The sequence below is a fragment of the Pseudoalteromonas nanhaiensis genome (genome assembly GCF_051235485.1).
In the GTDB taxonomy this organism is placed as follows: Bacteria; Pseudomonadota; Gammaproteobacteria; order Enterobacterales; family Alteromonadaceae; genus Pseudoalteromonas; species Pseudoalteromonas lipolytica_C.
Genome location: NZ_JBPNYQ010000031.1, coordinates 1 through 22,153, shown reverse-complemented (window position 1 = coordinate 22,153; position 22,153 = coordinate 1). Strand labels below are relative to the sequence as shown.

At 42.7% G+C, this 22,153-nt stretch carries 33 protein-coding genes; 18 read left to right on the top strand and 15 right to left on the bottom strand.

Features of this window, described 5'->3' with window-relative positions; translation table 11 throughout:
• Positions 1 to 3 precede the first annotated feature (3 nt).
• The 15 genes from ACSFVZ_RS18800 to ACSFVZ_RS18730 all read right to left on the bottom strand — a co-directional run bounded on the left by ACSFVZ_RS18800 (position 4) and on the right by ACSFVZ_RS18730 (position 11,702).
• Positions 4 to 513, bottom strand: coding sequence for a hypothetical protein (locus ACSFVZ_RS18800; protein WP_435559415.1), 510 nt, complete (start codon positions 511 to 513; stop codon positions 4 to 6).
• A gap of 90 nt (positions 514 to 603) precedes the next feature.
• Positions 604 to 909, bottom strand: a complete 306-nt coding sequence (locus ACSFVZ_RS18795) for a hypothetical protein (RefSeq protein WP_029773180.1) — start codon at positions 907 to 909, stop codon at positions 604 to 606.
• Between the two features lie 90 nt (positions 910 to 999).
• Positions 1,000 to 1,227: a hypothetical protein gene (locus tag ACSFVZ_RS18790; protein WP_435559414.1), complete on the bottom strand. Its 228-nt coding sequence runs from the start codon at positions 1,225 to 1,227 to the stop codon at positions 1,000 to 1,002.
• 9 nt (positions 1,228 to 1,236) lie between these two features.
• Positions 1,237 to 2,073 (bottom strand): putative phage head morphogenesis protein, encoded by an 837-nt coding sequence (locus tag ACSFVZ_RS18785; RefSeq protein WP_435559413.1) that lies wholly within the window; start codon positions 2,071 to 2,073, stop codon positions 1,237 to 1,239.
• The gene (locus ACSFVZ_RS18780) at positions 2,060 to 3,583 is read right to left on the bottom strand and encodes a hypothetical protein (RefSeq protein WP_230237643.1); all 1,524 of its coding nucleotides are present in this window, start codon (positions 3,581 to 3,583) and stop codon (positions 2,060 to 2,062) included. The genes ACSFVZ_RS18785 and ACSFVZ_RS18780 overlap by 14 nt, the downstream gene beginning before the upstream one ends.
• Positions 3,584 to 3,717: 134 nt before the next feature.
• Positions 3,718 to 5,409: a hypothetical protein gene (locus ACSFVZ_RS18775; protein WP_435559412.1), complete on the bottom strand. Its 1,692-nt coding sequence runs from the start codon at positions 5,407 to 5,409 to the stop codon at positions 3,718 to 3,720.
• Entirely contained in the window at positions 5,409 to 5,984 is a 576-nt protein-coding gene (locus ACSFVZ_RS18770) for a phage protein Gp27 family protein (RefSeq protein ID WP_029773185.1), read from the bottom strand. Before ACSFVZ_RS18770 ends, ACSFVZ_RS18775 begins: the two co-directional genes overlap by 1 nt.
• A 1-nt stretch (position 5,985) precedes the next feature.
• Complete coding sequence (locus ACSFVZ_RS18765) at positions 5,986 to 6,282, bottom strand: VpaChn25_0724 family phage protein (RefSeq protein ID WP_029773186.1); 297 nt, start codon at positions 6,280 to 6,282, stop codon at positions 5,986 to 5,988.
• A gap of 153 nt (positions 6,283 to 6,435) precedes the next feature.
• On the bottom strand, positions 6,436 to 6,798 hold the full coding sequence (locus tag ACSFVZ_RS18760; protein WP_029773187.1) for a DUF2730 family protein: 363 nt from the start codon (positions 6,796 to 6,798) through the stop codon (positions 6,436 to 6,438).
• Positions 6,791 to 7,012, bottom strand: coding sequence for a hypothetical protein (locus tag ACSFVZ_RS18755; RefSeq protein ID WP_253039590.1), 222 nt, complete (start codon positions 7,010 to 7,012; stop codon positions 6,791 to 6,793). Before ACSFVZ_RS18755 ends, ACSFVZ_RS18760 begins: the two co-directional genes overlap by 8 nt.
• Positions 7,009 to 7,581 carry a glycoside hydrolase family 108 protein gene (locus tag ACSFVZ_RS18750; protein WP_253039591.1) on the bottom strand — a complete coding sequence of 191 codons (573 nt, stop codon included), beginning with the start codon at positions 7,579 to 7,581 and terminating at the stop codon, positions 7,009 to 7,011. The genes ACSFVZ_RS18755 and ACSFVZ_RS18750 overlap by 4 nt, the downstream gene beginning before the upstream one ends.
• 85 nt (positions 7,582 to 7,666) lie before the next feature.
• On the bottom strand, positions 7,667 to 7,969 hold the full coding sequence (locus tag ACSFVZ_RS18745) for a hypothetical protein (protein ID WP_435559411.1): 303 nt from the start codon (positions 7,967 to 7,969) through the stop codon (positions 7,667 to 7,669).
• Positions 7,966 to 10,659 (bottom strand): sensor histidine kinase, encoded by a 2,694-nt coding sequence (locus tag ACSFVZ_RS18740; protein ID WP_435559410.1) that lies wholly within the window; start codon positions 10,657 to 10,659, stop codon positions 7,966 to 7,968. The genes ACSFVZ_RS18745 and ACSFVZ_RS18740 overlap by 4 nt, the downstream gene beginning before the upstream one ends.
• A gap of 68 nt (positions 10,660 to 10,727) precedes the next feature.
• Positions 10,728 to 11,231, bottom strand: a complete 504-nt coding sequence (locus ACSFVZ_RS18735; protein WP_435559409.1) for a hypothetical protein — start codon at positions 11,229 to 11,231, stop codon at positions 10,728 to 10,730.
• A 15-nt stretch (positions 11,232 to 11,246) separates the two neighbouring features.
• Positions 11,247 to 11,702 carry a helix-turn-helix domain-containing protein gene (locus tag ACSFVZ_RS18730; protein ID WP_188730654.1) on the bottom strand — a complete coding sequence of 152 codons (456 nt, stop codon included), beginning with the start codon at positions 11,700 to 11,702 and terminating at the stop codon, positions 11,247 to 11,249.
• Positions 11,703 to 11,840: 138 nt separating this feature from the next.
• On the opposite strand from ACSFVZ_RS18730, the gene ACSFVZ_RS18725 reads away from it, so the two are divergent.
• The 18 genes from ACSFVZ_RS18725 to ACSFVZ_RS18640 all read left to right on the top strand — a co-directional run bounded on the left by ACSFVZ_RS18725 (position 11,841) and on the right by ACSFVZ_RS18640 (position 21,943).
• Positions 11,841 to 12,173: a helix-turn-helix domain-containing protein gene (locus ACSFVZ_RS18725; RefSeq protein WP_188730656.1), complete on the top strand. Its 333-nt coding sequence runs from the start codon at positions 11,841 to 11,843 to the stop codon at positions 12,171 to 12,173.
• Between the two features lie 76 nt (positions 12,174 to 12,249).
• Complete coding sequence (locus tag ACSFVZ_RS18720) at positions 12,250 to 12,672, top strand: hypothetical protein (RefSeq protein ID WP_188730658.1); 423 nt, start codon at positions 12,250 to 12,252, stop codon at positions 12,670 to 12,672.
• Between the two features lie 134 nt (positions 12,673 to 12,806).
• Complete coding sequence (locus tag ACSFVZ_RS18715; RefSeq protein ID WP_435559408.1) at positions 12,807 to 13,097, top strand: hypothetical protein; 291 nt, start codon at positions 12,807 to 12,809, stop codon at positions 13,095 to 13,097.
• Positions 13,094 to 13,402, top strand: a complete 309-nt coding sequence (locus ACSFVZ_RS18710; protein WP_435559407.1) for a MarR family transcriptional regulator — start codon at positions 13,094 to 13,096, stop codon at positions 13,400 to 13,402. The genes ACSFVZ_RS18715 and ACSFVZ_RS18710 overlap by 4 nt, the downstream gene beginning before the upstream one ends.
• Positions 13,399 to 14,322, top strand: a complete 924-nt coding sequence (locus tag ACSFVZ_RS18705; RefSeq protein WP_435559406.1) for a hypothetical protein — start codon at positions 13,399 to 13,401, stop codon at positions 14,320 to 14,322. The genes ACSFVZ_RS18710 and ACSFVZ_RS18705 overlap by 4 nt, the downstream gene beginning before the upstream one ends.
• Before the next feature lie 5 nt (positions 14,323 to 14,327).
• On the top strand, positions 14,328 to 16,085 hold the full coding sequence (locus ACSFVZ_RS18700; protein ID WP_435559405.1) for a hypothetical protein: 1,758 nt from the start codon (positions 14,328 to 14,330) through the stop codon (positions 16,083 to 16,085).
• Between the two features lie 10 nt (positions 16,086 to 16,095).
• On the top strand, positions 16,096 to 16,329 hold the full coding sequence (locus tag ACSFVZ_RS18695) for a hypothetical protein (RefSeq protein WP_029773201.1): 234 nt from the start codon (positions 16,096 to 16,098) through the stop codon (positions 16,327 to 16,329).
• Positions 16,329 to 16,601 (top strand): hypothetical protein, encoded by a 273-nt coding sequence (locus ACSFVZ_RS18690; protein WP_435559404.1) that lies wholly within the window; start codon positions 16,329 to 16,331, stop codon positions 16,599 to 16,601. Before ACSFVZ_RS18695 ends, ACSFVZ_RS18690 begins: the two co-directional genes overlap by 1 nt.
• Positions 16,588 to 17,871, top strand: a complete 1,284-nt coding sequence (locus ACSFVZ_RS18685) for an ExeA family protein (protein WP_435559403.1) — start codon at positions 16,588 to 16,590, stop codon at positions 17,869 to 17,871. Before ACSFVZ_RS18690 ends, ACSFVZ_RS18685 begins: the two co-directional genes overlap by 14 nt.
• A gap of 2 nt (positions 17,872 to 17,873) precedes the next feature.
• On the top strand, positions 17,874 to 18,560 hold the full coding sequence (locus ACSFVZ_RS18680; RefSeq protein WP_435559402.1) for a DUF2786 domain-containing protein: 687 nt from the start codon (positions 17,874 to 17,876) through the stop codon (positions 18,558 to 18,560).
• A 1-nt stretch (position 18,561) separates the two neighbouring features.
• Positions 18,562 to 18,795 (top strand): hypothetical protein, encoded by a 234-nt coding sequence (locus ACSFVZ_RS18675; protein WP_274167732.1) that lies wholly within the window; start codon positions 18,562 to 18,564, stop codon positions 18,793 to 18,795.
• Between the two features lie 10 nt (positions 18,796 to 18,805).
• A complete protein-coding gene (locus ACSFVZ_RS18670) occupies positions 18,806 to 19,018 on the top strand; it encodes a hypothetical protein (RefSeq protein WP_029773206.1) in 213 nt (70 codons plus the stop codon).
• Positions 19,011 to 19,565 carry a host-nuclease inhibitor Gam family protein gene (locus ACSFVZ_RS18665; protein ID WP_435559401.1) on the top strand — a complete coding sequence of 185 codons (555 nt, stop codon included), beginning with the start codon at positions 19,011 to 19,013 and terminating at the stop codon, positions 19,563 to 19,565. Before ACSFVZ_RS18670 ends, ACSFVZ_RS18665 begins: the two co-directional genes overlap by 8 nt.
• On the top strand, positions 19,562 to 19,738 hold the full coding sequence (locus ACSFVZ_RS18660) for a hypothetical protein (protein WP_188730680.1): 177 nt from the start codon (positions 19,562 to 19,564) through the stop codon (positions 19,736 to 19,738). Before ACSFVZ_RS18665 ends, ACSFVZ_RS18660 begins: the two co-directional genes overlap by 4 nt.
• 225 nt (positions 19,739 to 19,963) lie before the next feature.
• The gene (locus ACSFVZ_RS18655; RefSeq protein ID WP_435559400.1) at positions 19,964 to 20,647 is read left to right on the top strand and encodes a phage protein GemA/Gp16 family protein; all 684 of its coding nucleotides are present in this window, start codon (positions 19,964 to 19,966) and stop codon (positions 20,645 to 20,647) included.
• Positions 20,631 to 21,125, top strand: a complete 495-nt coding sequence (locus ACSFVZ_RS18650; protein ID WP_029773210.1) for an HI_1489 N-terminal domain-containing protein — start codon at positions 20,631 to 20,633, stop codon at positions 21,123 to 21,125. The genes ACSFVZ_RS18655 and ACSFVZ_RS18650 overlap by 17 nt, the downstream gene beginning before the upstream one ends.
• A gap of 1 nt (position 21,126) precedes the next feature.
• Complete coding sequence (locus tag ACSFVZ_RS18645) at positions 21,127 to 21,465, top strand: Mor transcription activator family protein (protein WP_339140679.1); 339 nt, start codon at positions 21,127 to 21,129, stop codon at positions 21,463 to 21,465.
• Positions 21,466 to 21,496: 31 nt separating this feature from the next.
• A complete protein-coding gene (locus ACSFVZ_RS18640) occupies positions 21,497 to 21,943 on the top strand; it encodes a hypothetical protein (protein WP_435559399.1) in 447 nt (148 codons plus the stop codon).
• Positions 21,944 to 22,153: the final 210 nt, after the last annotated feature.

Genomic DNA, 22,153 nt, shown 5'->3' with positions numbered 1-22,153 from the left:
CCCTTACTTAGCCGCAGCTTTAGCTGGCGCTTTTTTTGTTGCTGCTGCGTCTTTTTCAGCTTGCTCTAAAAGAGCTTTAGCTTGAGCTTTGGCCTTAGCAATAATGTCATCAGCTTCAGCTGCCGCTGCTTTTGCCTTTGCTGCCGCTTCTTGTTCTGCTTTAGCTAACAATGCTTGAGCAGCATCATCAGAGGCGTGTGTAAGCTCACTGGTATTCTCACCATCACTGGCAAGTACCGCTTTAGCAAGGTCTGCAACAGCAAGTACACCTTCAACACGTTGGCCTGCTTTAGTTAACGCTTTAACAACGCCTGTTTCGCGTTCAACTTTATAGTCGAACACTTCATCTGGCTTAACTTGGCGGGTTTGTTTTTTGGTAAGCGTGTTGCCACGTTCATCGGTTTTAGGTTTATTATCGTCGCCTAAGTCAACGACTTCTTCGTATAGCTCAAGCGCTTTAGATGCAATTTCTAAAACAGCATGGCCTTTAGTAAGTAAAGCAAAAAGACTCATTATGTTGCCCTCAATGGTTGTGAATATGGCTAATGAGTCTTTAAGGTAAGGGGTTTTGTTGAAGGGCTAAATTAAAGGGTTTTAGGAAAATTAAGTGAGTTCATTTCCCCAGTCCATGGGTTTAACGCCGCTTTTCTCGATTAAATCAGTAAGGTCGTTTTCAATATCGGGTATCAAAATAGGCTGGTATTCATCAAACAATGCATCGTCTTCATCTCTAAACGGATTATCTAACTTTTCAATAATTTTTACATGGTATTGTTGAGGTTCACTCTCAAAGCGAGGTTCTTTCCACAAATACAGTAAATCGCTATGTTCATTTATAAGTGTTAGTAATGCCGCTGCCGAATCTTTATTTTTTAATACTTGTTGCCAAACGCTTTCTAATTGGTCCATTTTTAACGTGTCCTTATGATGGCTAATTCAAAATAATAAAAGTCCCTTTAAAATAATAACGACCTTGCCATCATAATCAAACACGTTTTCTTATTTGTTAAGCGCATCCCAATCGATAGGTGGTACCGTTCGTTTTACATAGGCACGGTAGCAGTAAACAGCAATGAACGGCCACCACAAAATAAAAATAGTCCCAACCTTAAAAAAGACCGGTACACTCTTTTTACTTTTAACATTTTTTGAAGCCGATTCTAGCCACGATGCCAAAGCAAAACCAAACCCTATAAATAAATACGCATATAAAATTAATAGTGTCATTTCTATCTCCTAAGTTTTTACTGTCAGATTCGGATCAACTTCCCAGTGCTTCATCACTGGTACCGTAAAGCAGCTGCAATTGACTGTTTCCTTTGCCGGCGCTTTGGGGTCGTGTGGGTGCATCATCTTAATGCTCCCAATAGTAAAAGGTTCATTTGCAGCCGCTCGAGTATTGTTTGCGGCCAAGTGACTAACGCGGTGTTCTTTACGCCGACCTAAACGCCACTCTTTTTCCATGCCTGGTACTGCATCACCAATTTCGTTCATGCGCATATGGCTTGCTGTGTTATACAAGCGGCTAAGCTCAGTGTTTACAATCGCCTTAGCGCGCCACATCTTTTTCTCGCCTAAACTTTCTGCTATGGCTTTTTTAGCGGTTTCGCTATCTTGCGCTCCCATCATCACAAGCCCAAGTTGCGATCGAATATAATCAGCCTTACCGCTTAACACATCTTTAATTCGGTCAACCATAAAATTATCAATAGCCACAAGCTGGCGATGCTGTAAAAGCTGCGTCATAGCATTTACCGTTACACCACCGGCTTTTAGTGGGGCATCTATTAAATTAATACCTGCCACCCAAGTAGTTTGTGAAAAGGCTTTAATTTGTGCGGCGCTTCGCTCACCCAATTCAAGCATCACCTGGTTAATTTGCCCCTGCAATTTGCCATAGTGCCATTGCTGCCAATCTGTCGGCTGTCCTTGTAAAATGGTTTGCGTGTTTTCTTCAGCAAGCTCAAGCAAACGCAACAGCGAATCCCAAAGCCCTTGCTTACTTTTAAGTAGCGCTTTGAGCTGTGCTGTACGGGCTTTATTAAAGGCCTTAGTACGTTCACTCGGTGTCATCATCTACGCCTGCATCGTCTGCGCCATCAAACTCGTTAAAGGTGTCAGCCTTTACCTGGTCTTTCGCTTTTTGGGCAATAGCAGCTTGCGCGTTTATAAGCTCTTGCTCAGGGTCAATCTCAACACCTAATCGGTCCGCAATTGATGCAATCACACTTAACCCCGTTTCTTCGGTCATAATGCCCTGTGTAATCCCAAGGTTTACCGCTACCACAACTTGCTGCAGCGCAGCAGCATAACGGCTTATATCTTTGGCAGTCATTTCTGGCATCACCACCTTTGACTTAAACACATCAGTTTCAACCATGCGGTCTGGCTCAATGCCCATGGTTGCTGTGTAGTACTTGCGAATAACAAAGGTCGCTATTTCGTGCAGCATGTAAATAATGTAGCGCTGGCGCATAGCAAGTATTTTAAATGTCGGCTCGGCCATGGCTTCCCCGTTCGCACGGTTAACGTCACCCCCATCAGCAAACCAACTTGGTGGCATAGTCGCACCACCTAACATGTGGTTCCTAAATAATTTTGCTAAGGCCTCGGTGTCGCCAGAGCCTAAGCTGGGGCTTTCTGCTTTCCACTCTTCTGAATCGTTATGCACATTCGCCGAGCCTGGTCTTGGCGGGTTGCTTTGAATTTCTGCAGCTCGGGCATTTACTTTATTTTGGTCAGCGCCTTTTAAAGTAACATCCCACACAAACGCCCGGGAGTTTTCAGCACGATCGCCTTCACCAAAAATAAAGTCGTCGTATAAATCTAAAAAATCACACTGCGCAGTTAAATCAGAGTTGCCCCGTCCGTGGGCGCAAAAGCTGTTAATTGAAAAATAAAAAATATCGCCATCATTAAAACCTTCACGTAATCGCTGCGTTTGTTTGGTAAACACCGATTCTGGGCCATTGATGATCACTCTATAAATGTATTGTCGGCCATTTGTCATACGCTTGGTTTTTACACCAACCGGCTGCTCTGGATTGCGCGGGTCGTAAATAACTTCCTCAACATGGGCAGGGTCTAGGTAGCTTAATTGCACTTCGCCACTAAGCGGATTTACAAAGGCAGGATAAAACTGCTCGCCAAATATCGACAGCTCACGCACTTTCTTTTCAAGCTTAATAGCCATGTTATTAATTGGGTGCGTCCAAAATGCATCGATGACGGCTTGATAGTCTTCATCATCATTCGTGACTTTTACGCCTTCCGCCAATAAATACGCCAACGGTAACTCAATAATGCGGTTAGCAATCATGTTACTTTGCCAAAGGTAAGGCGCTATTTTGTTCATACGCGCTCGGGTTGGCCCACTTAAGTTACGATTAGAATCACCAGACAGCTTTGAATATAAGTGGTCATCAGCATCAATTGAGCCAGCCATAGCACCTGCTGCTTCTTTAAATGTGGTAGCTGATTCATTTGCGGCAGTGTTGCTTGCAATTGTTTCAGTAACAATTGCAGCAATTTTTGCTGCAAATTCTGCCTCTTGTTTTGCCTTGCGCTTTTTTGAACCAAACATAGCTTTTTAACCCTTTTGTAAATCTTTTACATTTGCCTAGGCGGCGCTAAATAAAATTTTCCGTGCAATGGCACTCAAAACACATTGCAAACGCTTAAAATCGCTCTGAGAGCGTCACCCTTAGTTTTTGATTTTTACCCAGACTTATCTGTTAGCACTTGGCCACTTTCATTTATGGTTCGATAGTTGAAGTCATCGCCACCTAAACTAATCCAAGCAAGTTGCTCATTTCTAAAGTTGCCAATAAATATCCATTCAGAGCCGTTAAAGTACTGAAGTGTTACCTTGTTAGTTGGAGCCAAATAGCCAATTGCTCGTCTAAACAAACCGCCTGCACGTGTTCGGCCTTGCAAGCGAGATGGTCGGGTATTCATTGAGTTTTCAGCTTTGGGAACATTGACACCTGCAGCTGGCTCGCCCTCTTCCAAAGTGGCGGCATTTACCAGTACACCCGCAACGGCAGTATCGCCGTGTCGCCATTTACCATCACTGCCTTTGTCGCGGCCATCATCCATTTTTGGCTGGCCTTTATCTAAAATAACGCGCCGATGATCAGCCACTACATCTTCACTCTCAGGCACGGTAATTAATTTGCTCTCGAGTGCAGCCTTATATTTAGGGAAAAATTGGTTGTACCAAGGCCGCGATAACATCACGCAATCAATTCGGCTTTCGCCATAACGTTGCATGGCTTTTTCTGCCAACGATTGGCCATTACCTCGGCTATCAAATTTGCCGTGAAAAAACAGCGGCACATTATCGAGCAGGTAAAAGGTAATTTGCTCTTGGCAATCAAACGGAATGTTTCTTAACTCAATTAAAAATGGCGTGTGGTATTTAGTAGGGCTTTCTTGCTGCATAAGCCATTGCACACTTAAGTCACCGCTTCGGCCAAAGTCTTGCCCAAACACAGTTCGTTTACCTGGCATGGCATCAATTAACGGTTTAATTGTGTCTTTCAGCCAATCATCAATTATGCGAGTACGCTCAGGGTTCGTAACAAAATCATCAGGCTTTTCTAAGCGAACGACTTTGCTATCTGGGTGCTGGCAACGTTCAACCAGCATTCGGTTAATGTAAACACCACCACCTGCACTTGGGATCACATCAAGTTCTTCAGCTGCACCATCACCATAAAAGTCGTATATTTCTTGCGCCCAGGCATTTTCTTTTTCTTGAGTCCACTCTAAGCCCTTCATGGCACAAATGCGTTTATACAAGCCTTGGCTTAGCGCTTCTGTAAATGTAGTGCGGTAAACCTTGTATGGTTTTTTCCCTGCGCGACATTCTTTAATGAGTAAATTAAATGGGTTTTCTTCACCATCATGGGTGCTGATAATGCGCACCTTACCGCCCCAAATTAACAGGGCAAAAGCGGCTTTAATCAGTTCATCTAAATTATCGTGGAATGCAGCTTCATCAAGTATCACGCGGCCTTGTTTACCACGTAAGTTTGATGGTCTGGAACTCAGCGCAATAATTCGAAAGCCACTAGCAAAGCGAATTACATAAGTAAGAATATCCTTACCTTCATCAGTAATAATCTCTTCGCTTACGTCATCACACACTTCGTTAAAGCTTTTAGCCCAGTTCGCACAGTCACGAATAAACTCTTCGGCCATATCTTTGTTATAACCGATGTACCAGCAATCCATGCCGCCTGCTGCTTTACTTGCCGCAGCATCAAGCACACTCGCTGCAGCCTCGCCCCAACTTAAACCGATACGGCGCGACTTTTCATAAATGATAACGGGCGACTGGTCCCAAACATATTCCGCCTGGTACGGTAATAAAATCGACGTTAACTCTTGTGTATCCATTGCCATTACAAACGCTCCCCAGCAATGGCTCGGCGTATTAAATCAATATTGCCAGAGCTTAAGCCTGCGGTTTTAGCTGCACTTTCAGCTTGTTCTTGTGCCTCGGCTAACGCTTGTTTTCGGGCTTTTTCAGCAATTTGTTTTTCTAAGTCGGCGTTATAGTTTGCACTGCGTTGCAACCGGCTAATACTTAAAACCAAATCACCAAGCGTTTCAGGATCAATCGGATCTTCTTGGCTCATTAAATTAGAGGTTGTTTTAAACGCAGCGCTTTGCAGTAGGTTCATTAACACTCGGCCAGTATCACCAATACTCGATAAATCGCATTGTTTCGATAGCGCCTCAACATAAGCCTGGCTTTGTTTAATATCGTGGCTAATTTGTTCAATACGCTTTTTTTCACGCCAAACCGTATTGTCATCAATTGACTCAACATCGGTTTGCTCACCACTTATGTTTGCCAGTTCGTCGTTAATCGCATCGGCAATTTGCTGGCAAGTGTATTGCTTAGTGCCTAGCATCTCGCGCAAGTTTTCACGTATATGCTCAGGTAAGCGCTCAATCTTATTGCCGCGTGCCATGTTAGTTGCCTCCTGGTGCTGGACGCTTAACACCGTCAACCGACTTACGGCCAGTGGCAACATCAGCGCCTTGCTCAGTAATCCGTGCAACCAAGGTTTTATCACCCACCACATCAATAGTGAGCAAACCCACATCTTCTAAAAAGCGCATATGGGCACGCACTCTATCGCGGCTAATATTGTGGCCGTAGGTTGCTAATACACAGCTCAACATACTGCAGTTAGCGCTATAGCCTGCCGCCTCATTTAAGGCACGCAAAATAACTAAACGCTGATCAGCATCAAATAGGTCTTTCATTGTCCTCACCCTTAAAAAAGCGCTCATAAATAAACGCAATAACTAATTGGCAAAACGCAAAAACAAGCCAAAAACACACGCACATGAAAAAAAAGAACCCAGCGATTAACAGACAAAGTACAAACCACAGCTCTAGTTCATGCTCATTTCGCATTACTGTTTACCGGAGATTTTTGATTCAACAATCAAATTAAGCGGATGCTCAATGCGTTTTAAAAGATCATGTAAATGGTTATTTTCACCCTGTAGCTTGGCGACTTCTTTACTTAACGCACTGACATTTTGGGGTAAGTCTTTAACCTCAACTTCGATGCGTTGAACAGCCGCTTTGACTTCAGCAAAATCTTCATTCTTCACATACGTTTGCTCTACCGTTTGTAAGCGCTTGTCTTGTGCCGTCACATCATCCTTGCTAGCAAATGATTTCTTAAGCACATAGGCACCTACAAAGAAAAAAACCAGCACAGCTCCTTGCACCCATGGGTACCATTTAACTATTTGGTTCATATCATCCACGGGGGTTACTCCTATTTGTTTTTGCTGTATTTGCAATGCGGGCTTCGGCTTCAAGGCGAACACCGCTAATTGAGTGCCAGCCTTTTAAAAATGCATTAACTAAAGTGGGGTCGCCCACAGGGCAAATGCTCTGTGGGTCTGGGTTGGTACCATTTTGGTAGGTGCTAATTCGCATGGCTCGGCCACGCTTAACGTATTCAGGGTAACTTTTCATTTGTCACCCCATACTTTTAAAACTCGCTTAGCATAATCAATGCGGTTTTCAAGCTTAAATAAGCGACGATGCCAGCCAAATAAAAACGCAATTTGGCTAGGATCATTAACTACAATGCGGCTGTATTTGCTGGCGCGGCGTGCAAAGTAGTCAACCATTAAGTTAGTTTGGTTTGCGTTAATGGCTGCAGCAAAGGTGCGTGAACCTAATATGCCATCAACCTTTACTCGCAATACTTGCTGCAAAAGCATATTGGCCAATGGCACGCCATGGTTAATAGCAGAATCTAAATGCAACATAGCTAATTCATATAAACCATACTCAGCCAGTTCTTTAGCACGACTACCGCGCCAAAAATCACGATGGTAAATGCGCATGGCTTGAGGCCATGTCAAATTAGCTATATCAACATTCGGGTAAGCAGCTTGGCTAATGCCATACCGCGTTCGCCCACCTTTGTCGGCGCTATGATCAGAGTCGCCTCCTTCTGCCTCATATATCCAGTCCATGCAAAATAAAAATGCACGGCTGTAATTCGGGGTAAGGTCGGCAAAGTTTTGTGTTTTCATAGCGCCAGTGTGGCGCTATTTACTGAGGGGCTAAATTAAAGGGTTTTAGTAAAAATGAATGGGGAGGAAATGATTAATGATAATGTTATTGCTTAAGCAACTGCTCAACTAACTCATCAGTATCACGGCAATAGTCAATTATTAATTCCTGTATTTGTTGATCAACATGCTTACTTGAACAGTTTTGCTTTTTGAGTGCTTTACGCTCTCGATTAAGTCGAGCCATGCTTTTACGGAATTGCCGCTCTTTAGCACTGTATCGAATACCGATAATCACCCACAAATACCGCACCAGGTGATACCCAGCGTGAAATAAATACGGCAAGCACAAAGCAATACCAACAAAAAATATAACAAGAGTAATGTGCTCAGAAAGCTCAGGGGTCATGATGCAGCCCCCTCAAGTTTTCTACTGTTTTTAGAATCCTTACACTGTGCTCTAAACTTCAACTGCACCACGGTACCATTTTTAATACCTCGGTTAATGCGTAGCTTACCGCCTAACGAACGGGCAATATCGTGCATCGATTCAAGGCCGGTACCAAAGCGCATAAACTTATCTAAAAAGGCAATTCCTTTACCATCGTCTTGTATAGTGATCACAAAGTCATCTTTGCTTCGCTTACCACTCACTTCAATGTAACGCGCCTCAGCATGTTGCAACGCATTAATAAAAGCATGATTAATAAACGCGTAAATGTCTTGGCTTAGCTTCTCAGGTAAGGCTTTGCTTCCAAGCGCTAAATTAAACTCAACCTCTGTTTGGCTATATTGCAATGATGTATTGGCCGAGAGCATCTTAAGGCCATCTTCAAGCGAGGTATTGCCCAGTGCACCATGGCTGTACACAACAGGTAATAGAATATCTTTTGCTTCGTCCAGCTGCAGTAGGCCATCGCTTAGCTGTAAATCATTGCCTTGGCATAAATGCGAACCCGACACTAATTTTCTAAAGCCCTGGCTTAATGCAGTTTGTTGCTTGGTATCACGCATACGCCTAAATACTTCGCGCATTTGCTTATGGCGTTGCAAAAACACAAAAAATACTGCAACAAACAATAACACCACCAACACAGCGCACACCCACGCAAAGGCATCGCTTTTATAAAAAGAACCTTGAACATTCCAAACTATAGGGGCGCTTTTAACAAAGTGGCTACCATCTAACGTAGCTCTTACAACTAAGCTATGTTCACCTTCGTTTAACTGGCTAAAGTGAACTACTGGCTCGTTTAGGTTTATCCAGGCACCGCCATTATGGCTGTATTGATAGTCGTAATATTGAGTAAGTGCATAGTCAAAATTACTAAAGTGCAACGTCATTTGGCTAGCTTGTTGTACATCATTTAATGCATTTAAGCTGGCATCATTCACACTCATTGACGACACCAAAACAGGCTTATCGTTTTGCAAGTTCGTATTGCTCAAACCTAATAACCCATTGTTCGATACAGCATACATCGCGCCGTTATAAGCCATTAAACTATTAGCGCCAAAGTATTGTTTTTCAGTATGAGGAATGGCTACAACCGTTTCATCCACCAGCGTAAATAAACCGTTTGTAGTTGCAATGTACAAGCTGCCATTGAACACCGCTAAATCAGTAATGAACCGAGGGCTTACTAACAATTTAAACCCGTTATTGGTTTGCTTATACAGGCCACCACCATAAGCTGCTACATAAACGCTATTATCAAGCATCGTCACTTTACTTACTTTGCCTGCTTGAGTTGTAAGGCTGTGGCTCATATTACCCGTTTTAACGTTGTACACACTCAAACCTTTGCTAGTACTTATATACAGCAAGTGCTCAAACTTATTGGTTGCCAGTACTTCATTAGCAGCAAGGCCGCTGTCAACATTCAGCACTTTTTCAATGGCCAAGTTATCATCAATCACTATCACGCCTTGGCCACTGGTAGACACAAGCCAACAGCCGGCAATTTTTTCAATACCTAAAATATAACCATTCGCCAATCGGCTTAACTGCTCGTTTTGCCACACATATAAACCATTTGTAGTGCCAACAAGCGTTACTTTATCACTGGCAATACTGGTAATTTCATTGCTTTGCTCTTGGCTAAGCGCGTTATTTAACGCGTCCATTGCCACGAACTGGCGCTGCACAAAGCGATAAACACCCGAATCGGTGCCCATTAATAAACTCTGATTATCTTTACCTAGCACGTTGTATCGACTTACCAGTGGCAGGTTAAACTGATTCAAATCTTGAGAAATAATCTCGTATTCATTATCAGCTACAGCCCAAAGGTTTGATTGTGAGTCCGCATAAACACTATTAAAAAACAGCTTACTTTTATTCAAAACACCCGATACAAATTGTTTATCGAGCGTTGAGTACAAACGAACTTCACCTGCCATAGCCATCGCTAAGTAACTATTTTTATAGATGGTCATAGCGCTAGGTGTGGTGTTAAGTGAGGTTTTATGAACTTGTTCTGTGATGAGGTCGTAACTATAAAGGGTTTGTTCGTGGGCTATATATAATCTATCGCCAACAGCGGCAATTAACCCTGAATGTATGGGCATCTTTATCAGCTGACGCTGATGGTTTAAATTCAAATGCCAAAGCCCTGTATTGGTTAGTGCGTATACTTGGCCATCGTGCGATAGCACTTTTAACACAGTTTGCCCAACCAGCGCTTGCAGGTTCCCAGCGTTTTTTTTGCTTAACACCTCAACCCCTTTCGAGGTAGCGGCGTAAACATGCTGGCCATTTACAGCCATATCTTTACTGGTTACTTCGGCAAATTGCTTAACATTGCCTGTTAAAACATCGTAAGCATAAATATGACCATTACTTGCAGCATATAACATGCTTTTATCTGCATTCGTTGTAAGTGCATATACCCACTGTGCTGGCAGCGCCTCAATTAATGCAAAGTGATAACCATCATATTTATACAAACCTTCGTGGCTAGCAAAATACATAAAACCATTCTTGCCCTGTACCACTTCAGTCATGTTGTTAGGTGTACTATGCCCACTTGCCCCTGTTGAAAATAGGCAAAGCACAATGAAAAGTAATCCACCGTATAAACGTGCTTTAACAGACATAATCAATGCCCCTCTCCTTGGTCGGCGCAGCTTAAGCCGCGCCATTTATTATTATAAGAGCCTAATTATTAATATTGTACGTGGTTGCGCGTACCACAGAACGACTCAACCGTTGCCTGGTAATCAGGGGTTGCATCGTCACTACTCACACTTTGAGCATCAAGTGTTCGCGCTTGTAACAGGCTTGTTTTAGCCGCTGCTGGTTTTTCCCAATTAATATTTTGGTTGGGTTTAACAATAAGAAAGGTCGGTTTACGCGGGTCATCAGGGTGTTTTTTTGTGTACCACTGTTGCATCACAAATTCACCGGCTTCCTGTCCGTACATATGCGTGTATGCAGCAGCTAAAAGCTGAGCGCCACGCTCGTTTGTAATAATCATCCCTGTTGACTCAAACGCTGAGCCACAATCAAAGTTCATATCTACACTTAAACTACTGCTGTCTGGCAACAGTAGCTGAGCTTGCATAGATGAAACACGCGCTCTATCAGGCAAAGGCTCCAAAGCCTGAGTCGCACTCGTAAAGGTAAAAGCGGCTAATGTTAGGGCTGAAAGTACAATACTTTTTAACATTGGGTAAAACTCCATTTATGCCAACGTTAGCGCCCCCTTTGCCATAGTTTCAACAAGTGGTTCGCAAAAATCATTTTCAAAGCAGGCCTTTATTAACACTGGGCGTAACTTGTTGGCCACTGTTAATAATCTATCCGCTGGCAAATTTCTACTATACAACTCCCGTTCTAATATCTTTTCGACCATATCTAATGCTCGCAAAGCATCATCACTTGTGGGGGCTGCGGCTTTTTGGACAATTGATCCCGTGCCAATACCAGTAAAAACTTCATTCAAGTCGTAACCTTTATCTACGCAATATTCAACTATTGGCCCGTAAGGCAAAGTGTTTTTAGCCTTACTTTGAGCTATAGCGTTGATTGACATCCCTAATTCGGACGACAGCTGTCTATTGCTATGGATATTAAGTTTAACTTTTAGCCTTTCAATAACGGCTTCGGTATCAATTAAATCTACCTTATCGAACACCATAATGTTTAGTCAACCATTTTTTAGTAACAGTAATTTTTAAAATGTTTTGTTGACAATCATTTTATTGTTCGCTTAAATTAAAACGCACACTAAATACGAACAATATATTTTTCACCAACTATAAAAGGTTACAGAATTATGGTTAAAAAAGCTATCAGTCATGAACAAATCAGAGAGGCATTGAAGCTGAAAGATATCAACTTTTCAGATATTGCTGCAGCACTGAAATTAACCTCTAGTCATGTTTCAAGAGTTTCAAGACGTGAGACTTACTCAAAGCCAGTAGCAGATGCAATTTGTAAATGCCTTGACCTTCCTCTTGAAGAAGTATTTGGGGATGTAGAGCCATATTTTTCTCCGAATAAAAGAGGCCCTAAAGATCGTTCTAAAAGGACCTCTCAAATTGTTACCGCGTTACGCGAGGGACAGCCCATCCCTCCTGCACACAACTCATTATCGGTCGCCAGTTAAAAAAGAACAGGGAAAGGTTTAGGTAATTTTAACCCTAAAAATTTCTTTATTTTCAAAACACAGAGGAAAACAAACCATGAACTCAAACAGCATATTAAACGCAGAAGAAGCACCAAATTGTGATGTACGGTACTTGTATTTGGCAGCACTAAACAAAGCCATTCAAGATTCTGGCTATTCACGCCCTCGCATCGCTGATCGTATGAACGATGCCCTAGCAGGTGATGCCGTCATTAATGCGGGTAAATTAAATAAGTGGTTAGCGCCCAGTTCAGAGCAGTCAATGCCTATGGAATACCTTTCAGCATTCTGCTGGGCTGTGGGCAATGTCAGTATTGCCAATGAATTATTAAAACCAATTTTGCATCGTGTATTTGATGAACGCGGGCAAATGCTAGAACAAGCAGCCCGTTACCAACTCGAAGCCCAAGAACTGCAAAACAAAGCTCAAAACCTCCTTACCCAAGCCAAAGCTGATCATCCTGCAGCGGTTAACTAACACAGAGTAAATGCCATGAAAACTGCCCCTATCAAAGACCAAAAACCGCCTAAATTTCGCCCGCAAAGCACTAAAACGGTGTTTTTGATGACGATGGAGCAGCTAAAGGCCATAGCCCAAAAGGAATACAGATCATGAATTTACTAACTCAAAACGTAAAGTGTCCAATAAAGCTTTCACCGGTACGTAAGTTAGGGCTTTTATTAAACATTAATGCTAACCCGCATTACAGCATCACATGCTTATGTTGCAAGCATAAAGAAACAGTACCCACTCATAAAATATCTATCGATGATTTTGCCAAAGCAGCTTATCAAATGGGCTGGCGTCATGTTGAAACCAACCACATCGATATAGACACCGTATGTCCTAGCTGCGCTAAAGAGCTGCATAGCTTTTACCAACCTCAGCAGGTGCCAGCATGAGCGAACAATACCTATCAACCACCATGCAACGTGGTTTGAACGCTATTAAGGCGTTAAGTGGTCATGAAGCAGATGGTATGCGCCCTGGCGAACTCGCCAAGCAAATGGGTATCAGCCAACCACAAGCAACGTCAGTTATTAAAAATCTGATCCATGCAGGTTTTGCTGAGCACTGCCCATGGGACCAAAACAAAGTACGTTTGGGGCCTGCCCTTATCACCATCGCCAACAGCGCACAACTAGCGATTAATCAGCGTGCTATGCAACTTGAGCAAGATCGTAAAAATTACGGAGCAATCGTATGACAACCGAATTATCACCCCTAGAACAACAAATCACAGTTGAAACAACACAAGTGCTTGCCTCAAAGCAAGATGCGTTAATGCAACTTGGACAAATTCAAGCATTCAATTTTATTGGAAAACTGGTAACGGTTTCCGAATTAAAGATCTTACAACAAGTTAAAGACTCTAAGAATTACAAGGGCTTAACTTATAAAGGCGAATCAGGAAAACTGGAAACCGTTTCCACTTGGGATCAATGTTGCGAAAAGATCTTAGGGATGAGTCGTAAGAGTGTTGATGAACGTCTATTAAACCTTTCTCAATTTGGTGAGGCGTTCTTTGAGCAAGCACAAGCTATGCGTTTAGGCTATCGCGATTTAAAAGCTCTACGCCAACTGCCATCAGATGAACAAGCGCTAGTTATCGAATCTGAGGCGGTAGAAACCGGTGATAAAGAGGCGGTAAAAGACTTAATTGATGACCTAAAAGCGCAGCACAAAAAAGAGTTAGATGCCGAGAAGCTAAAAACCAAAGAGTTAGACTCTCAGCGCCAAGTGGCTATTCGTATGCGCGACGAGTACCAAATGAAAGCCATGGACTATCAAACAGAACTTGAAAGCACCAAGTTCAAAGCCGATGCCTGGAAAGACCAAACTAAACACCTGCTATTTGAAGCCACTAAATATGAAAGCAATGCTATTGAATCACTTAGTCGTTTAATGGCCTTACGTGATCATTTTTTAGATAACGACGATTTATCGCCACAAGTTGTTGAGCACCTTGCTGCTGGTTTACTGCATAGCTTTAAGACCTTAGCAGAAGACTTTGCGCAAGCTTGGCTTGAAACATCAAGCATTCTTGAGGGCTACCTACCAAAAATGCGCCCAAGCCTTGATGTATTGCAAGAGCTAAACGACAGCGCCATGAGTAACGAGGAGTAAGCATCATGGCTGACGATATTTTACTTGGTTTTAAACAGCGAATCGAAAACGCAAAGCACGGCGAAAAAGGCAAGATTTTAGCTGAAGCTAAAGAGCGCCTAGGGCTAAGTAAAGATGCCTTCTACCGTGAGTTAGCAAAACTCGGTTACAGCAGTGGCCGTAAAGCGCGAGCTGACAAAGGCCAAAGCAGCCAAGACCCTGAAAGCCTCGATAAACTAAAAGCCATGTTGGCTGTAGGCAGCCGTAAAAATGGCAAGCAGATCGTAGAAACGCCAAATGCTATGAGCATTTTAGCGGCCAATGGCTGTGAGTTTAAAAGCCCAAGCACGGTGCGTAAGTTATTACGTGAGCAAAACGCCACAGCAAAAATGCTTAACCAAAGCACAGCACATGTGCAGTTACGTAGCCTTTATCCAAACCACGTTCACCAAGTAGATCCGAGCTTATGCTTAATTTACTACCCACCTGGTGGCAAAAAAGGCCGTGTTCAGCGCTTTATGAGCGATGACGAGTTTTATAAAAACAAGCCAGAGAACCTTGAAAAGATAAAGAACCTACGTGTATGGCGCTATGTTCTTACCGATCATTACTCTGGTGCAGTGCGTGTTCGTTATTACGAAAGCGCGGGTGAAACCATGGCAAACCTATATGACTTTTTGCTGTGGTGCTGGGGCTTACACAATGATGAAAAGTGCCCAATGCGTGGTTTACCCGACATTTTAGTAATGGATAAAGGCTCAGCAAACACCGCTGGGGCTGTTATTCGCGCACTTGATGCACTGAGTGTTGATGTGATTGATCACGAAGTGGGCCGCGCTCGCGCGAAAGGCCAAGTAGAAAACGCGAACAACTTAGTTGAGAAGCTATTTGAATCACGTTTGATGTTTGAGCCTGTAAACAGCGTAGCAGAACTAAACGAACGTGTTATTGCATGGCAAAACGCATACAACGCCGATCAAATCCCAAACTATTCAGCAAAACACAGCCGCCATGGTAAAGGCCGCTATGAGTTTTGGATGAAACGTATGGCACACGGCAAAGTACGTGACCTACCAAGCGAAGACATTTGTCGTTGGTTGCTTACTCATAAAGAAGAAACCCGCACGGTTAAACCCGACCTATCGATCACCTTTGTACACCCTACGGTTAAACGCAGCCAAAAATATGCGCTTGATGGTTTGGTTGGTATTTACAAAGGCCTAAAAGTACTTGTGCTGCCTATGGCGCTCTCTGAGCGTGGCGAAATTTTAGTGTACTGCAAGTATCAAGGCGAGCAGCAAATACACACTGTTGCACCAATAGAAGTTGATGATGCCGGCTTTGATATTACTGGGGCTGTGATTGGCGAACAAATGAAAGCGCCTAAAGACACCGCCATTGATACTGCTCGTAAACAAGCTGAGCGTGATGCTTACCCTGGCATGAGCGATGAGCAAATAGCAAAAGCCAAACGCGGCAAAAAAGCGGTGCCTTTTGGTGGCGCACTCGATGCGCATAGCCATTTAAACGAACTGCAAACACCAGACTTTATGCGTGTTCGTGGTGAGCAAGTTGATACAGGCCTGCAGCAACCAACTAACCGATTAAACGGTGTTGCTTTACGCAAAGCCATTGTGGCAAAGCGCGGCACACCAATTACCCCCGAAGAAAAAACATACCTTGCTGATCGCAGTATCGAGGCAAGCCAATTACCTAGCTTACTTGACGAGCTAGCAACCTTAGACAAACCAAACCACTTAAACGTGGTTAATTTTACCCGTTAGGAGAACCACCATGGGATGCAGTAAAAAACATCAACTACGCAAAGCAGAGCGCGCACCGTTTAACGTTGTATCTGGCCGTACACGCACAGTGTACATGGTGCATGTAAAGCTAATTGATGCAAAGCGCTGGACTGAACTTGCCGACGAAAAAGGTCAGTACATTTTCAATGACGAAAAAGAACGCGACGAGTTTTTTGAGCGCGTACTCGCCACTTATCCAAACCAATACAGGAAGGTGGCCTAATGAAAGAACTAACCCTATCAACCAAGCAAATCATATCGATTTGTAATTTTGCAGGAATCCGTGTGCAAAAACCGATCTTTATTGGAACTGGTGCATTTACTAGTACTGCTGAAGCGGACTTCTTAGCAACTGAACACACCCTCACAGTTGATAAACAGGTGCAACTAGAAAACGGTGAGGTCTACCAAGGCTTGACTGTTCACTGCACTGAATATCCTGAAGAAGGTTATATGCCATTAGAAGAGGTTAATAGTCAGCATGAACGAACCTAATGAGCACAAAAAGAAGATCAGCCAAAAGACCTGGAAGATAAAACTAGGCCGCATGATGGCGAACCGCAATATCACTTACAAGCAGTTAGTGCAGTGGTTAGACCTACATGCAGATGTAAAAACCAGCGAAGCAACGCTGAACAAAATTGTGACTAAGTCTGAATTCCCTAAACGCGAAAAAACCCGCGAAGCAGTTAAACGCGGCCTTGAGCGCTATGCAATTGAGAATGGCTTAGTAACCGAAAGCAACGTTTACCAAATCTATTTGGATGATCCACACAGCAATGCAGTAACCACTGGCAGCCAGTGGAAGCATAGCAATAAAACCAGACGCCTGATCATTGGTCATGAAGATTCAATTAACGGGCACATTGTATTTGAAACACCGGAGGCAAAAATGCTTACACCACGAGCAAGACAACATTTTAAGGTTCTTAGTGACCCATGGGATAACGAGATTTACAGCATTGATCACGTTTACTTAGGCACACAGCAACGTTATGTAATTGAGTCAATTATCAACTGTGCAAAAGTTGGTACCTTAATGGCGATTGTCGGTGAGTGCGGCAGTGGTAAAACAGTGATGATGAACTTTACCATTGAAGAGATACGCGCAAAGCATCCGAACATTCGTGTTATTCGTCCAGCCCGTATCGATAAAAAACAAATAGCGTCAAACACCATAAGTGAGGCTATTTGTCGTGAGCTGAACATTTCTAAGTTGCCACGTAGTAGCGAAGACCGTGATGCAATTATTCGTGAAGAACTAACGCGCAGCTGCAATGCTGGCAATCGTCACATTTTGCTTATTGATGAAGGCCACCGCTTAGATGAAGAAACCATTAAGCAATTAAAAGTGCTGTGGGAGCTGAGCGAAGGTTTCACTAAGTTAATTGGCATTTGCATCATCGGCCAAACCGAACTCGACAAAGTACTGAACTCAATGAACGTGCGCGAATTTGCATACCGTGTAAATAAGCTACAAGTGCCGCCGTTGGGTACCGAGTTAAAAGAGTACATCGATCACAAACTCAAAGCCGCCAATATGGTACCAGAAAAAGTGATAGAGCCTGCCGCTATCGAAAAAATGCAACAAGCGCTGCGTGGTATTCGCAAGTTTGGCCGCACAACAGGCCGACCGGATGAAATGGTTGATATGAGTTATCCACTCAACGTTAACACGCTAATGAAAAACCTAATGAACGAAGCCGCTGATGTAGGTGAAGAGCGTATTACGGCTGAGTTAGCTGAAGAATACGTGAGGGTTTAGTGATGGATTCTCGCATTCTTAAAAAAGTTCGTCAGTGTTTAGCGCTTGCCAAACAAGCAACCAATGAACACGAAGCAGCTGCGGCTATGCGCCAAGCACAAAACTTAATGCGCAAACATAAGATTAGCGAAAGCGACATTGATTTTAGCTATGTACAGCATGAACGCGTTGAAACGGATTGCAAAAAAGTAGTGAGCTACCACGCTGCTTTATTGCATTTAATCAAGCGTGTATTTGGTGTGCGCTTTGTAATGGATATGAAGCAAGATGGCACTTTTGAGGCGTCGTTTATTGGTATTAATCCACAAGCTGAACTAGCCAAATACTGCTACGAGGTACTTTGGACCAAGCTAAAACAAACTCGCCAAGACTATGTAAAGCAGCAACCTAAACAATGTAAGCGTGCAACTAAAGTAGCGCGAGGCGATCGCTTTGCTGAGGGCTGGGTGTTTGGTATTACCCGCACGGTTGAAGAGTTCGCCCTTAGCGAAAAAGAAACCAGCATTATTGAGCGTTATATGGCGCAAGAGTTCCCCGACCTAAGTAGCAGCTCACCGTTAAAGCGTGGCAAGAAAGCTAATACCAAAAAGGCTGTACTCGACGGCATAGCGGCAGGCCGTCAAGAGTCTTTGCATCGCCCTGTTAACGGACAAGAGCACCAGAAACTAAACCACAACTTAGGAGCTTAACATGGCCTATTTATCAATTACTGAGCTTAACAAAGCACTACTAAGCCAGTTAGAAACAGAGAAAGAACGTGCAAAGTACTTGCTTCAGTTTGAAGTGACTACCCGCATAACTATCGAGAACCTAACACCAAAAGCACAAGCTGTTATTGGTGATATTGGTTTGCCATTCACAGGCGATGACGCACAACAAGTTATAAAAGATGCGCGTGCCTGGCTTCAAGAAAAAGCAGCTTGAGGAAGTAACCATGAATAGTGCAACAGCCCAAATAAGCACTCAACGTTTTACCCATTCTACCGCGCCAACAATTTATACCATTGCACAACTTACTGAGCTGGTTAATGGCGAGATTTTATCGGGCCGTAAGCAAGATGCGCTTAATACCTTAGCGCAATTGCAAGATGCGACCCACAAACTTGAAAACCAAATCCATAATATGAAGGATGAAAGCCATGGCTAAACAACCAAACCGCCGCGTAAAGTCAGACGATATGCTGTCTGTAAGCAGCTCAGAAGAACTTGAGCAAACGATTTTTCGGATTGGCCAATTGCAAACCGAACTAGAAATTGCCACAGCTCACACGAACCAAACTATTGAAGTTGCCAAAGCGTCTTTAAAAGATAAAACAACGGCGATCAACAACGAAATTAAAGTACTGAGTAAATCAGCACAAATTTTCTTTACCGCAAACCAGCAAGACATAGTACCTGCAGGTAAAAAGTCGCGTGTATTTGATGTAGGCGAAATTGGCACTCGCACACCACCGTTATCAGTAACAGTGAAGAACGGCCAAGATGTGATTGATGCTCTTAAAAAGCTACAAGAACAACTTAAGCTATCAGATCTACTCAGCGTTAAAACATCCGTAAATAAGCCTGGTCTTATCAAGCACCGTGAAAAAATTAAAGATATTCCAGGCATCACATTTAACCAAAAAGAACAGTTCTTTATTAAACCTGTTCATGTGCCTATTGAGCACCTAACTGAAACGGAGCAACCAGCATGAGTACTGAAACATTTAGAGTGCGTGTGAATGGTTACCCTATGGTCACATCGTCATCATACAAGAAGGCTTTGAATAGCTTTAACAAAGCCAAAATCAATAATGCAGGATCAAAGGTTGAGTTTATTAAAGAGGAAACCTTAGCAGTGCATCAACCCATTAACCAATCTGCTTAACGATTAGCCGCCTTCGGGCGGCTTTGGAGGACCAATGAATACTATAAATAAAGGCGACAAGGTTTCATTCGTTACGAGTAGACAAACTGGTCGTAGTTATCACATATCCAAAAAAGAAGGCAAAGTCCTGCAGATAGATGAAGTTAAAGGCACTTGCTCTATCGAATATAGAAAACGCTTATATGTTAGGAATCTAGATGCAGTTGCACTAGTAAGGTCTGCATCATGAAAAAGTTAATTCAATTAATCCAAATTGCTAAGCGTGATCTGAATATGGAAGACGATGTTTATCGCGCCAACTTAAAAGCTTGGGCTGGTTGTGACAGCACCACGCAAATGGATAAAAAGCAGTTAGACAAAGTAATCAAAGGCATGGAAAAGCTCGGCTTTAAAAAGAAAAAGCCAGCTAAGCGCAAGATTGATCAAGCTTTACTTGATAAAGAGCCGAAGCTTAAGAAACTAGGCCAAGTATGGACCATGATGAAAGCACATAAGTTACTTGAAAATGGCAGTTACATTGCTCTTGAAAAATGGTGTGTTAAGCAATCGAAAAGCTTAAATGATGGCAAAGAGATTGAGCGACTAGACTGGATGGCACCAATAGCCAACCAGTTAATTGAGCGCCTTAAACGCTACCACTTACGCTTAATGAAACAAGCCATGATGGTTAAAATCCCCGCTGTTTTACGCTACTACAAAGAGCTAAAAACAGATGATCTTGACGAAGCTAGCGAAATGTTTGCTATTCAAACCAAGTTACAAGCTAGCCGTTTAAATATGCCTACACACATGCAACGTGTTCGCTATTTAGACTTGCTACAAGCTTATGAAGACTGCAACGAGTTTATTCGCCGCTTTGGTAAGTCTTCAGATGACATAAAGGGGGTAAGTAATGCAAAAGCTCGCTAAATGCCCACATTGTCGTGGTCTATTAGATATATCTGCAGTAGCTATTAATAAAGCATCTGACGAGCTGCTTTGCATTTATACAGCATTACCAGGTCAAGCAAGTGCTGCGCTTGCTAATTATGTTCAATTGTTTACGCCTGATAAGTCAGACCTATCGAGCGCTAGACAATTAAAAATTAGCAAAGATGTTATTGAGCTAACCAAAGAGTTTGATTTAGCAGTCTTCACCCAGTCATTAAACATTACCGTGACGAGTATTCGAGATCATTGGCAACGCAATGGCTATCGACGTATGGGTGATGATCATGCTTACCTTAAAAAGGTGCTTGAGACTGAGCAACAAAAGTTTATTCAAAGCCACCCTAAGCAAACAGTTGTATCTGCTAACAAGTCAATCGAAGTAAGAACCGAACGACCAGAAACGTTAGAAGAGTCAACCCGCAAGTGGCAAGAGAATATTGCAAAATACCGGAGGTAACATGAGTGGCAAAGCGCAAACAGCTGAAACTCTATTAGTGCTCCTTGACTCGATAGAACGTAAGCTTTTAGAGAATAAAATCGATGAAGAACAAGCCACAAAATTGGCTACATTAATAGTCGATGACTTTCGCCACCAGTGTGGTGGTATGAGTGTTTATATCCCTAAAGGTGTTGGGCTTGATGCCATACTTAAGCACAACCAAATTTACCAAGACTTTCGCGGTAATAATCACACAGAGCTTGCTAAGAAATATGGATATTCTGAACAACGCATCTATCAAATTGTTCGGGCCATACATGCAGCCGAATCAAAACGCATACAGCCTGAACTGTTCTAACCAACCAATTAGCCCCGAAAGGGGCTTTTTTATGGCAAAAATTAACCTGAATTTTCCCTGTTGTTTTTTTATTCAAGTGGTACATTTATATAAACGCATTGAACAGGGGAAGATCATGAATGCTGAACTAACAAAACAATTCGCAAAGAACTATATTGAGCTATTCAATAAAACAGAGCCTGAGTTGCAAGCACAGCTAGAACAAAGCCATTTGGCTACTTTAGATAAAATCAAAGCAACAATGTCTACAAAAGAGGCCTCAGAGTTCATGGCTATTCATGATGAAATTGTCAATGATCATATAGCACGGCTAAATGCTCAGGCTGATATGTACAATGCTAAAGCTAAAGCAATAGAAGCTGATACTCTAAGAATTGAAAATGAAACAGAGGAAAAAGAAAGAGAGGCTTTGCGGATATTTTTCAGTATTGCTGCTGTATTTATTTTTATCTTCTCGGTTATCTATTTTAATAAATAAAAATAGGCGTTTTGGACTTTCATTATTTTAAAGACTGTTCAAAATGCTATCCCACTAAATCCCAAGTCATCCCAGCCTATCCCGTATTTTTCGCGATTTTTATTATTTAGTTTTCTTAACTTGGATCAAGTTCTGATCTGACTCCATAAAAGTAGACACCTTTTTGGAGTCAGTAATCATGAAAGTAAAACCATATCGTAAACATTCGCT

What these genes read in the sequence shown, in the direction of transcription:
- ACSFVZ_RS18705 (WP_435559406.1), top strand. Translation starts at nt 13,399, where the DNA reads ATGACAACCGAATTATCACCCCTAGAACAACAAATCACAGTTGAAACA.
- ACSFVZ_RS18695 (WP_029773201.1), top strand. Translation starts at nt 16,096, where the DNA reads ATGGGATGCAGTAAAAAACATCAACTACGCAAAGCAGAGCGCGCACCG.
- ACSFVZ_RS18715 (WP_435559408.1), top strand. Translation starts at nt 12,807, where the DNA reads ATGAATTTACTAACTCAAAACGTAAAGTGTCCAATAAAGCTTTCACCG.
- ACSFVZ_RS18750 (WP_253039591.1), bottom strand. Translation starts at nt 7,581, where the DNA reads ATGAAAACACAAAACTTTGCCGACCTTACCCCGAATTACAGCCGTGCA.
- ACSFVZ_RS18795 (WP_029773180.1), bottom strand. Translation starts at nt 909, where the DNA reads ATGGACCAATTAGAAAGCGTTTGGCAACAAGTATTAAAAAATAAAGAT.
- ACSFVZ_RS18670 (WP_029773206.1), top strand. Translation starts at nt 18,806, where the DNA reads ATGAATAGTGCAACAGCCCAAATAAGCACTCAACGTTTTACCCATTCT.
- ACSFVZ_RS18745 (WP_435559411.1), bottom strand. Translation starts at nt 7,969, where the DNA reads ATGACCCCTGAGCTTTCTGAGCACATTACTCTTGTTATATTTTTTGTT.
- ACSFVZ_RS18790 (WP_435559414.1), bottom strand. Translation starts at nt 1,227, where the DNA reads ATGACACTATTAATTTTATATGCGTATTTATTTATAGGGTTTGGTTTT.
- ACSFVZ_RS18720 (WP_188730658.1), top strand. Translation starts at nt 12,250, where the DNA reads ATGAACTCAAACAGCATATTAAACGCAGAAGAAGCACCAAATTGTGAT.
- ACSFVZ_RS18770 (WP_029773185.1), bottom strand. Translation starts at nt 5,984, where the DNA reads ATGGCACGCGGCAATAAGATTGAGCGCTTACCTGAGCATATACGTGAA.
- ACSFVZ_RS18740 (WP_435559410.1), bottom strand. Translation starts at nt 10,659, where the DNA reads ATGTCTGTTAAAGCACGTTTATACGGTGGATTACTTTTCATTGTGCTT.
- ACSFVZ_RS18755 (WP_253039590.1), bottom strand. Translation starts at nt 7,012, where the DNA reads ATGAAAAGTTACCCTGAATACGTTAAGCGTGGCCGAGCCATGCGAATT.
- ACSFVZ_RS18665 (WP_435559401.1), top strand. Translation starts at nt 19,011, where the DNA reads ATGGCTAAACAACCAAACCGCCGCGTAAAGTCAGACGATATGCTGTCT.
- ACSFVZ_RS18690 (WP_435559404.1), top strand. Translation starts at nt 16,329, where the DNA reads ATGAAAGAACTAACCCTATCAACCAAGCAAATCATATCGATTTGTAAT.
- ACSFVZ_RS18675 (WP_274167732.1), top strand. Translation starts at nt 18,562, where the DNA reads ATGGCCTATTTATCAATTACTGAGCTTAACAAAGCACTACTAAGCCAG.
- ACSFVZ_RS18680 (WP_435559402.1), top strand. Translation starts at nt 17,874, where the DNA reads ATGGATTCTCGCATTCTTAAAAAAGTTCGTCAGTGTTTAGCGCTTGCC.
- ACSFVZ_RS18660 (WP_188730680.1), top strand. Translation starts at nt 19,562, where the DNA reads ATGAGTACTGAAACATTTAGAGTGCGTGTGAATGGTTACCCTATGGTC.
- ACSFVZ_RS18685 (WP_435559403.1), top strand. Translation starts at nt 16,588, where the DNA reads ATGAACGAACCTAATGAGCACAAAAAGAAGATCAGCCAAAAGACCTGG.
- ACSFVZ_RS18710 (WP_435559407.1), top strand. Translation starts at nt 13,094, where the DNA reads ATGAGCGAACAATACCTATCAACCACCATGCAACGTGGTTTGAACGCT.
- ACSFVZ_RS18650 (WP_029773210.1), top strand. Translation starts at nt 20,631, where the DNA reads ATGCAAAAGCTCGCTAAATGCCCACATTGTCGTGGTCTATTAGATATA.
- ACSFVZ_RS18730 (WP_188730654.1), bottom strand. Translation starts at nt 11,702, where the DNA reads ATGGTGTTCGATAAGGTAGATTTAATTGATACCGAAGCCGTTATTGAA.
- ACSFVZ_RS18785 (WP_435559413.1), bottom strand. Translation starts at nt 2,073, where the DNA reads ATGACACCGAGTGAACGTACTAAGGCCTTTAATAAAGCCCGTACAGCA.
- ACSFVZ_RS18700 (WP_435559405.1), top strand. Translation starts at nt 14,328, where the DNA reads ATGGCTGACGATATTTTACTTGGTTTTAAACAGCGAATCGAAAACGCA.
- ACSFVZ_RS18775 (WP_435559412.1), bottom strand. Translation starts at nt 5,409, where the DNA reads ATGGCAATGGATACACAAGAGTTAACGTCGATTTTATTACCGTACCAG.
- ACSFVZ_RS18780 (WP_230237643.1), bottom strand. Translation starts at nt 3,583, where the DNA reads ATGTTTGGTTCAAAAAAGCGCAAGGCAAAACAAGAGGCAGAATTTGCA.
- ACSFVZ_RS18765 (WP_029773186.1), bottom strand. Translation starts at nt 6,282, where the DNA reads ATGAAAGACCTATTTGATGCTGATCAGCGTTTAGTTATTTTGCGTGCC.
- ACSFVZ_RS18640 (WP_435559399.1), top strand. Translation starts at nt 21,497, where the DNA reads ATGGCAAAAATTAACCTGAATTTTCCCTGTTGTTTTTTTATTCAAGTG.
- ACSFVZ_RS18725 (WP_188730656.1), top strand. Translation starts at nt 11,841, where the DNA reads ATGGTTAAAAAAGCTATCAGTCATGAACAAATCAGAGAGGCATTGAAG.
- ACSFVZ_RS18645 (WP_339140679.1), top strand. Translation starts at nt 21,127, where the DNA reads ATGAGTGGCAAAGCGCAAACAGCTGAAACTCTATTAGTGCTCCTTGAC.
- ACSFVZ_RS18800 (WP_435559415.1), bottom strand. Translation starts at nt 513, where the DNA reads ATGAGTCTTTTTGCTTTACTTACTAAAGGCCATGCTGTTTTAGAAATT.
- ACSFVZ_RS18735 (WP_435559409.1), bottom strand. Translation starts at nt 11,231, where the DNA reads ATGTTAAAAAGTATTGTACTTTCAGCCCTAACATTAGCCGCTTTTACC.
- ACSFVZ_RS18655 (WP_435559400.1), top strand. Translation starts at nt 19,964, where the DNA reads ATGAAAAAGTTAATTCAATTAATCCAAATTGCTAAGCGTGATCTGAAT.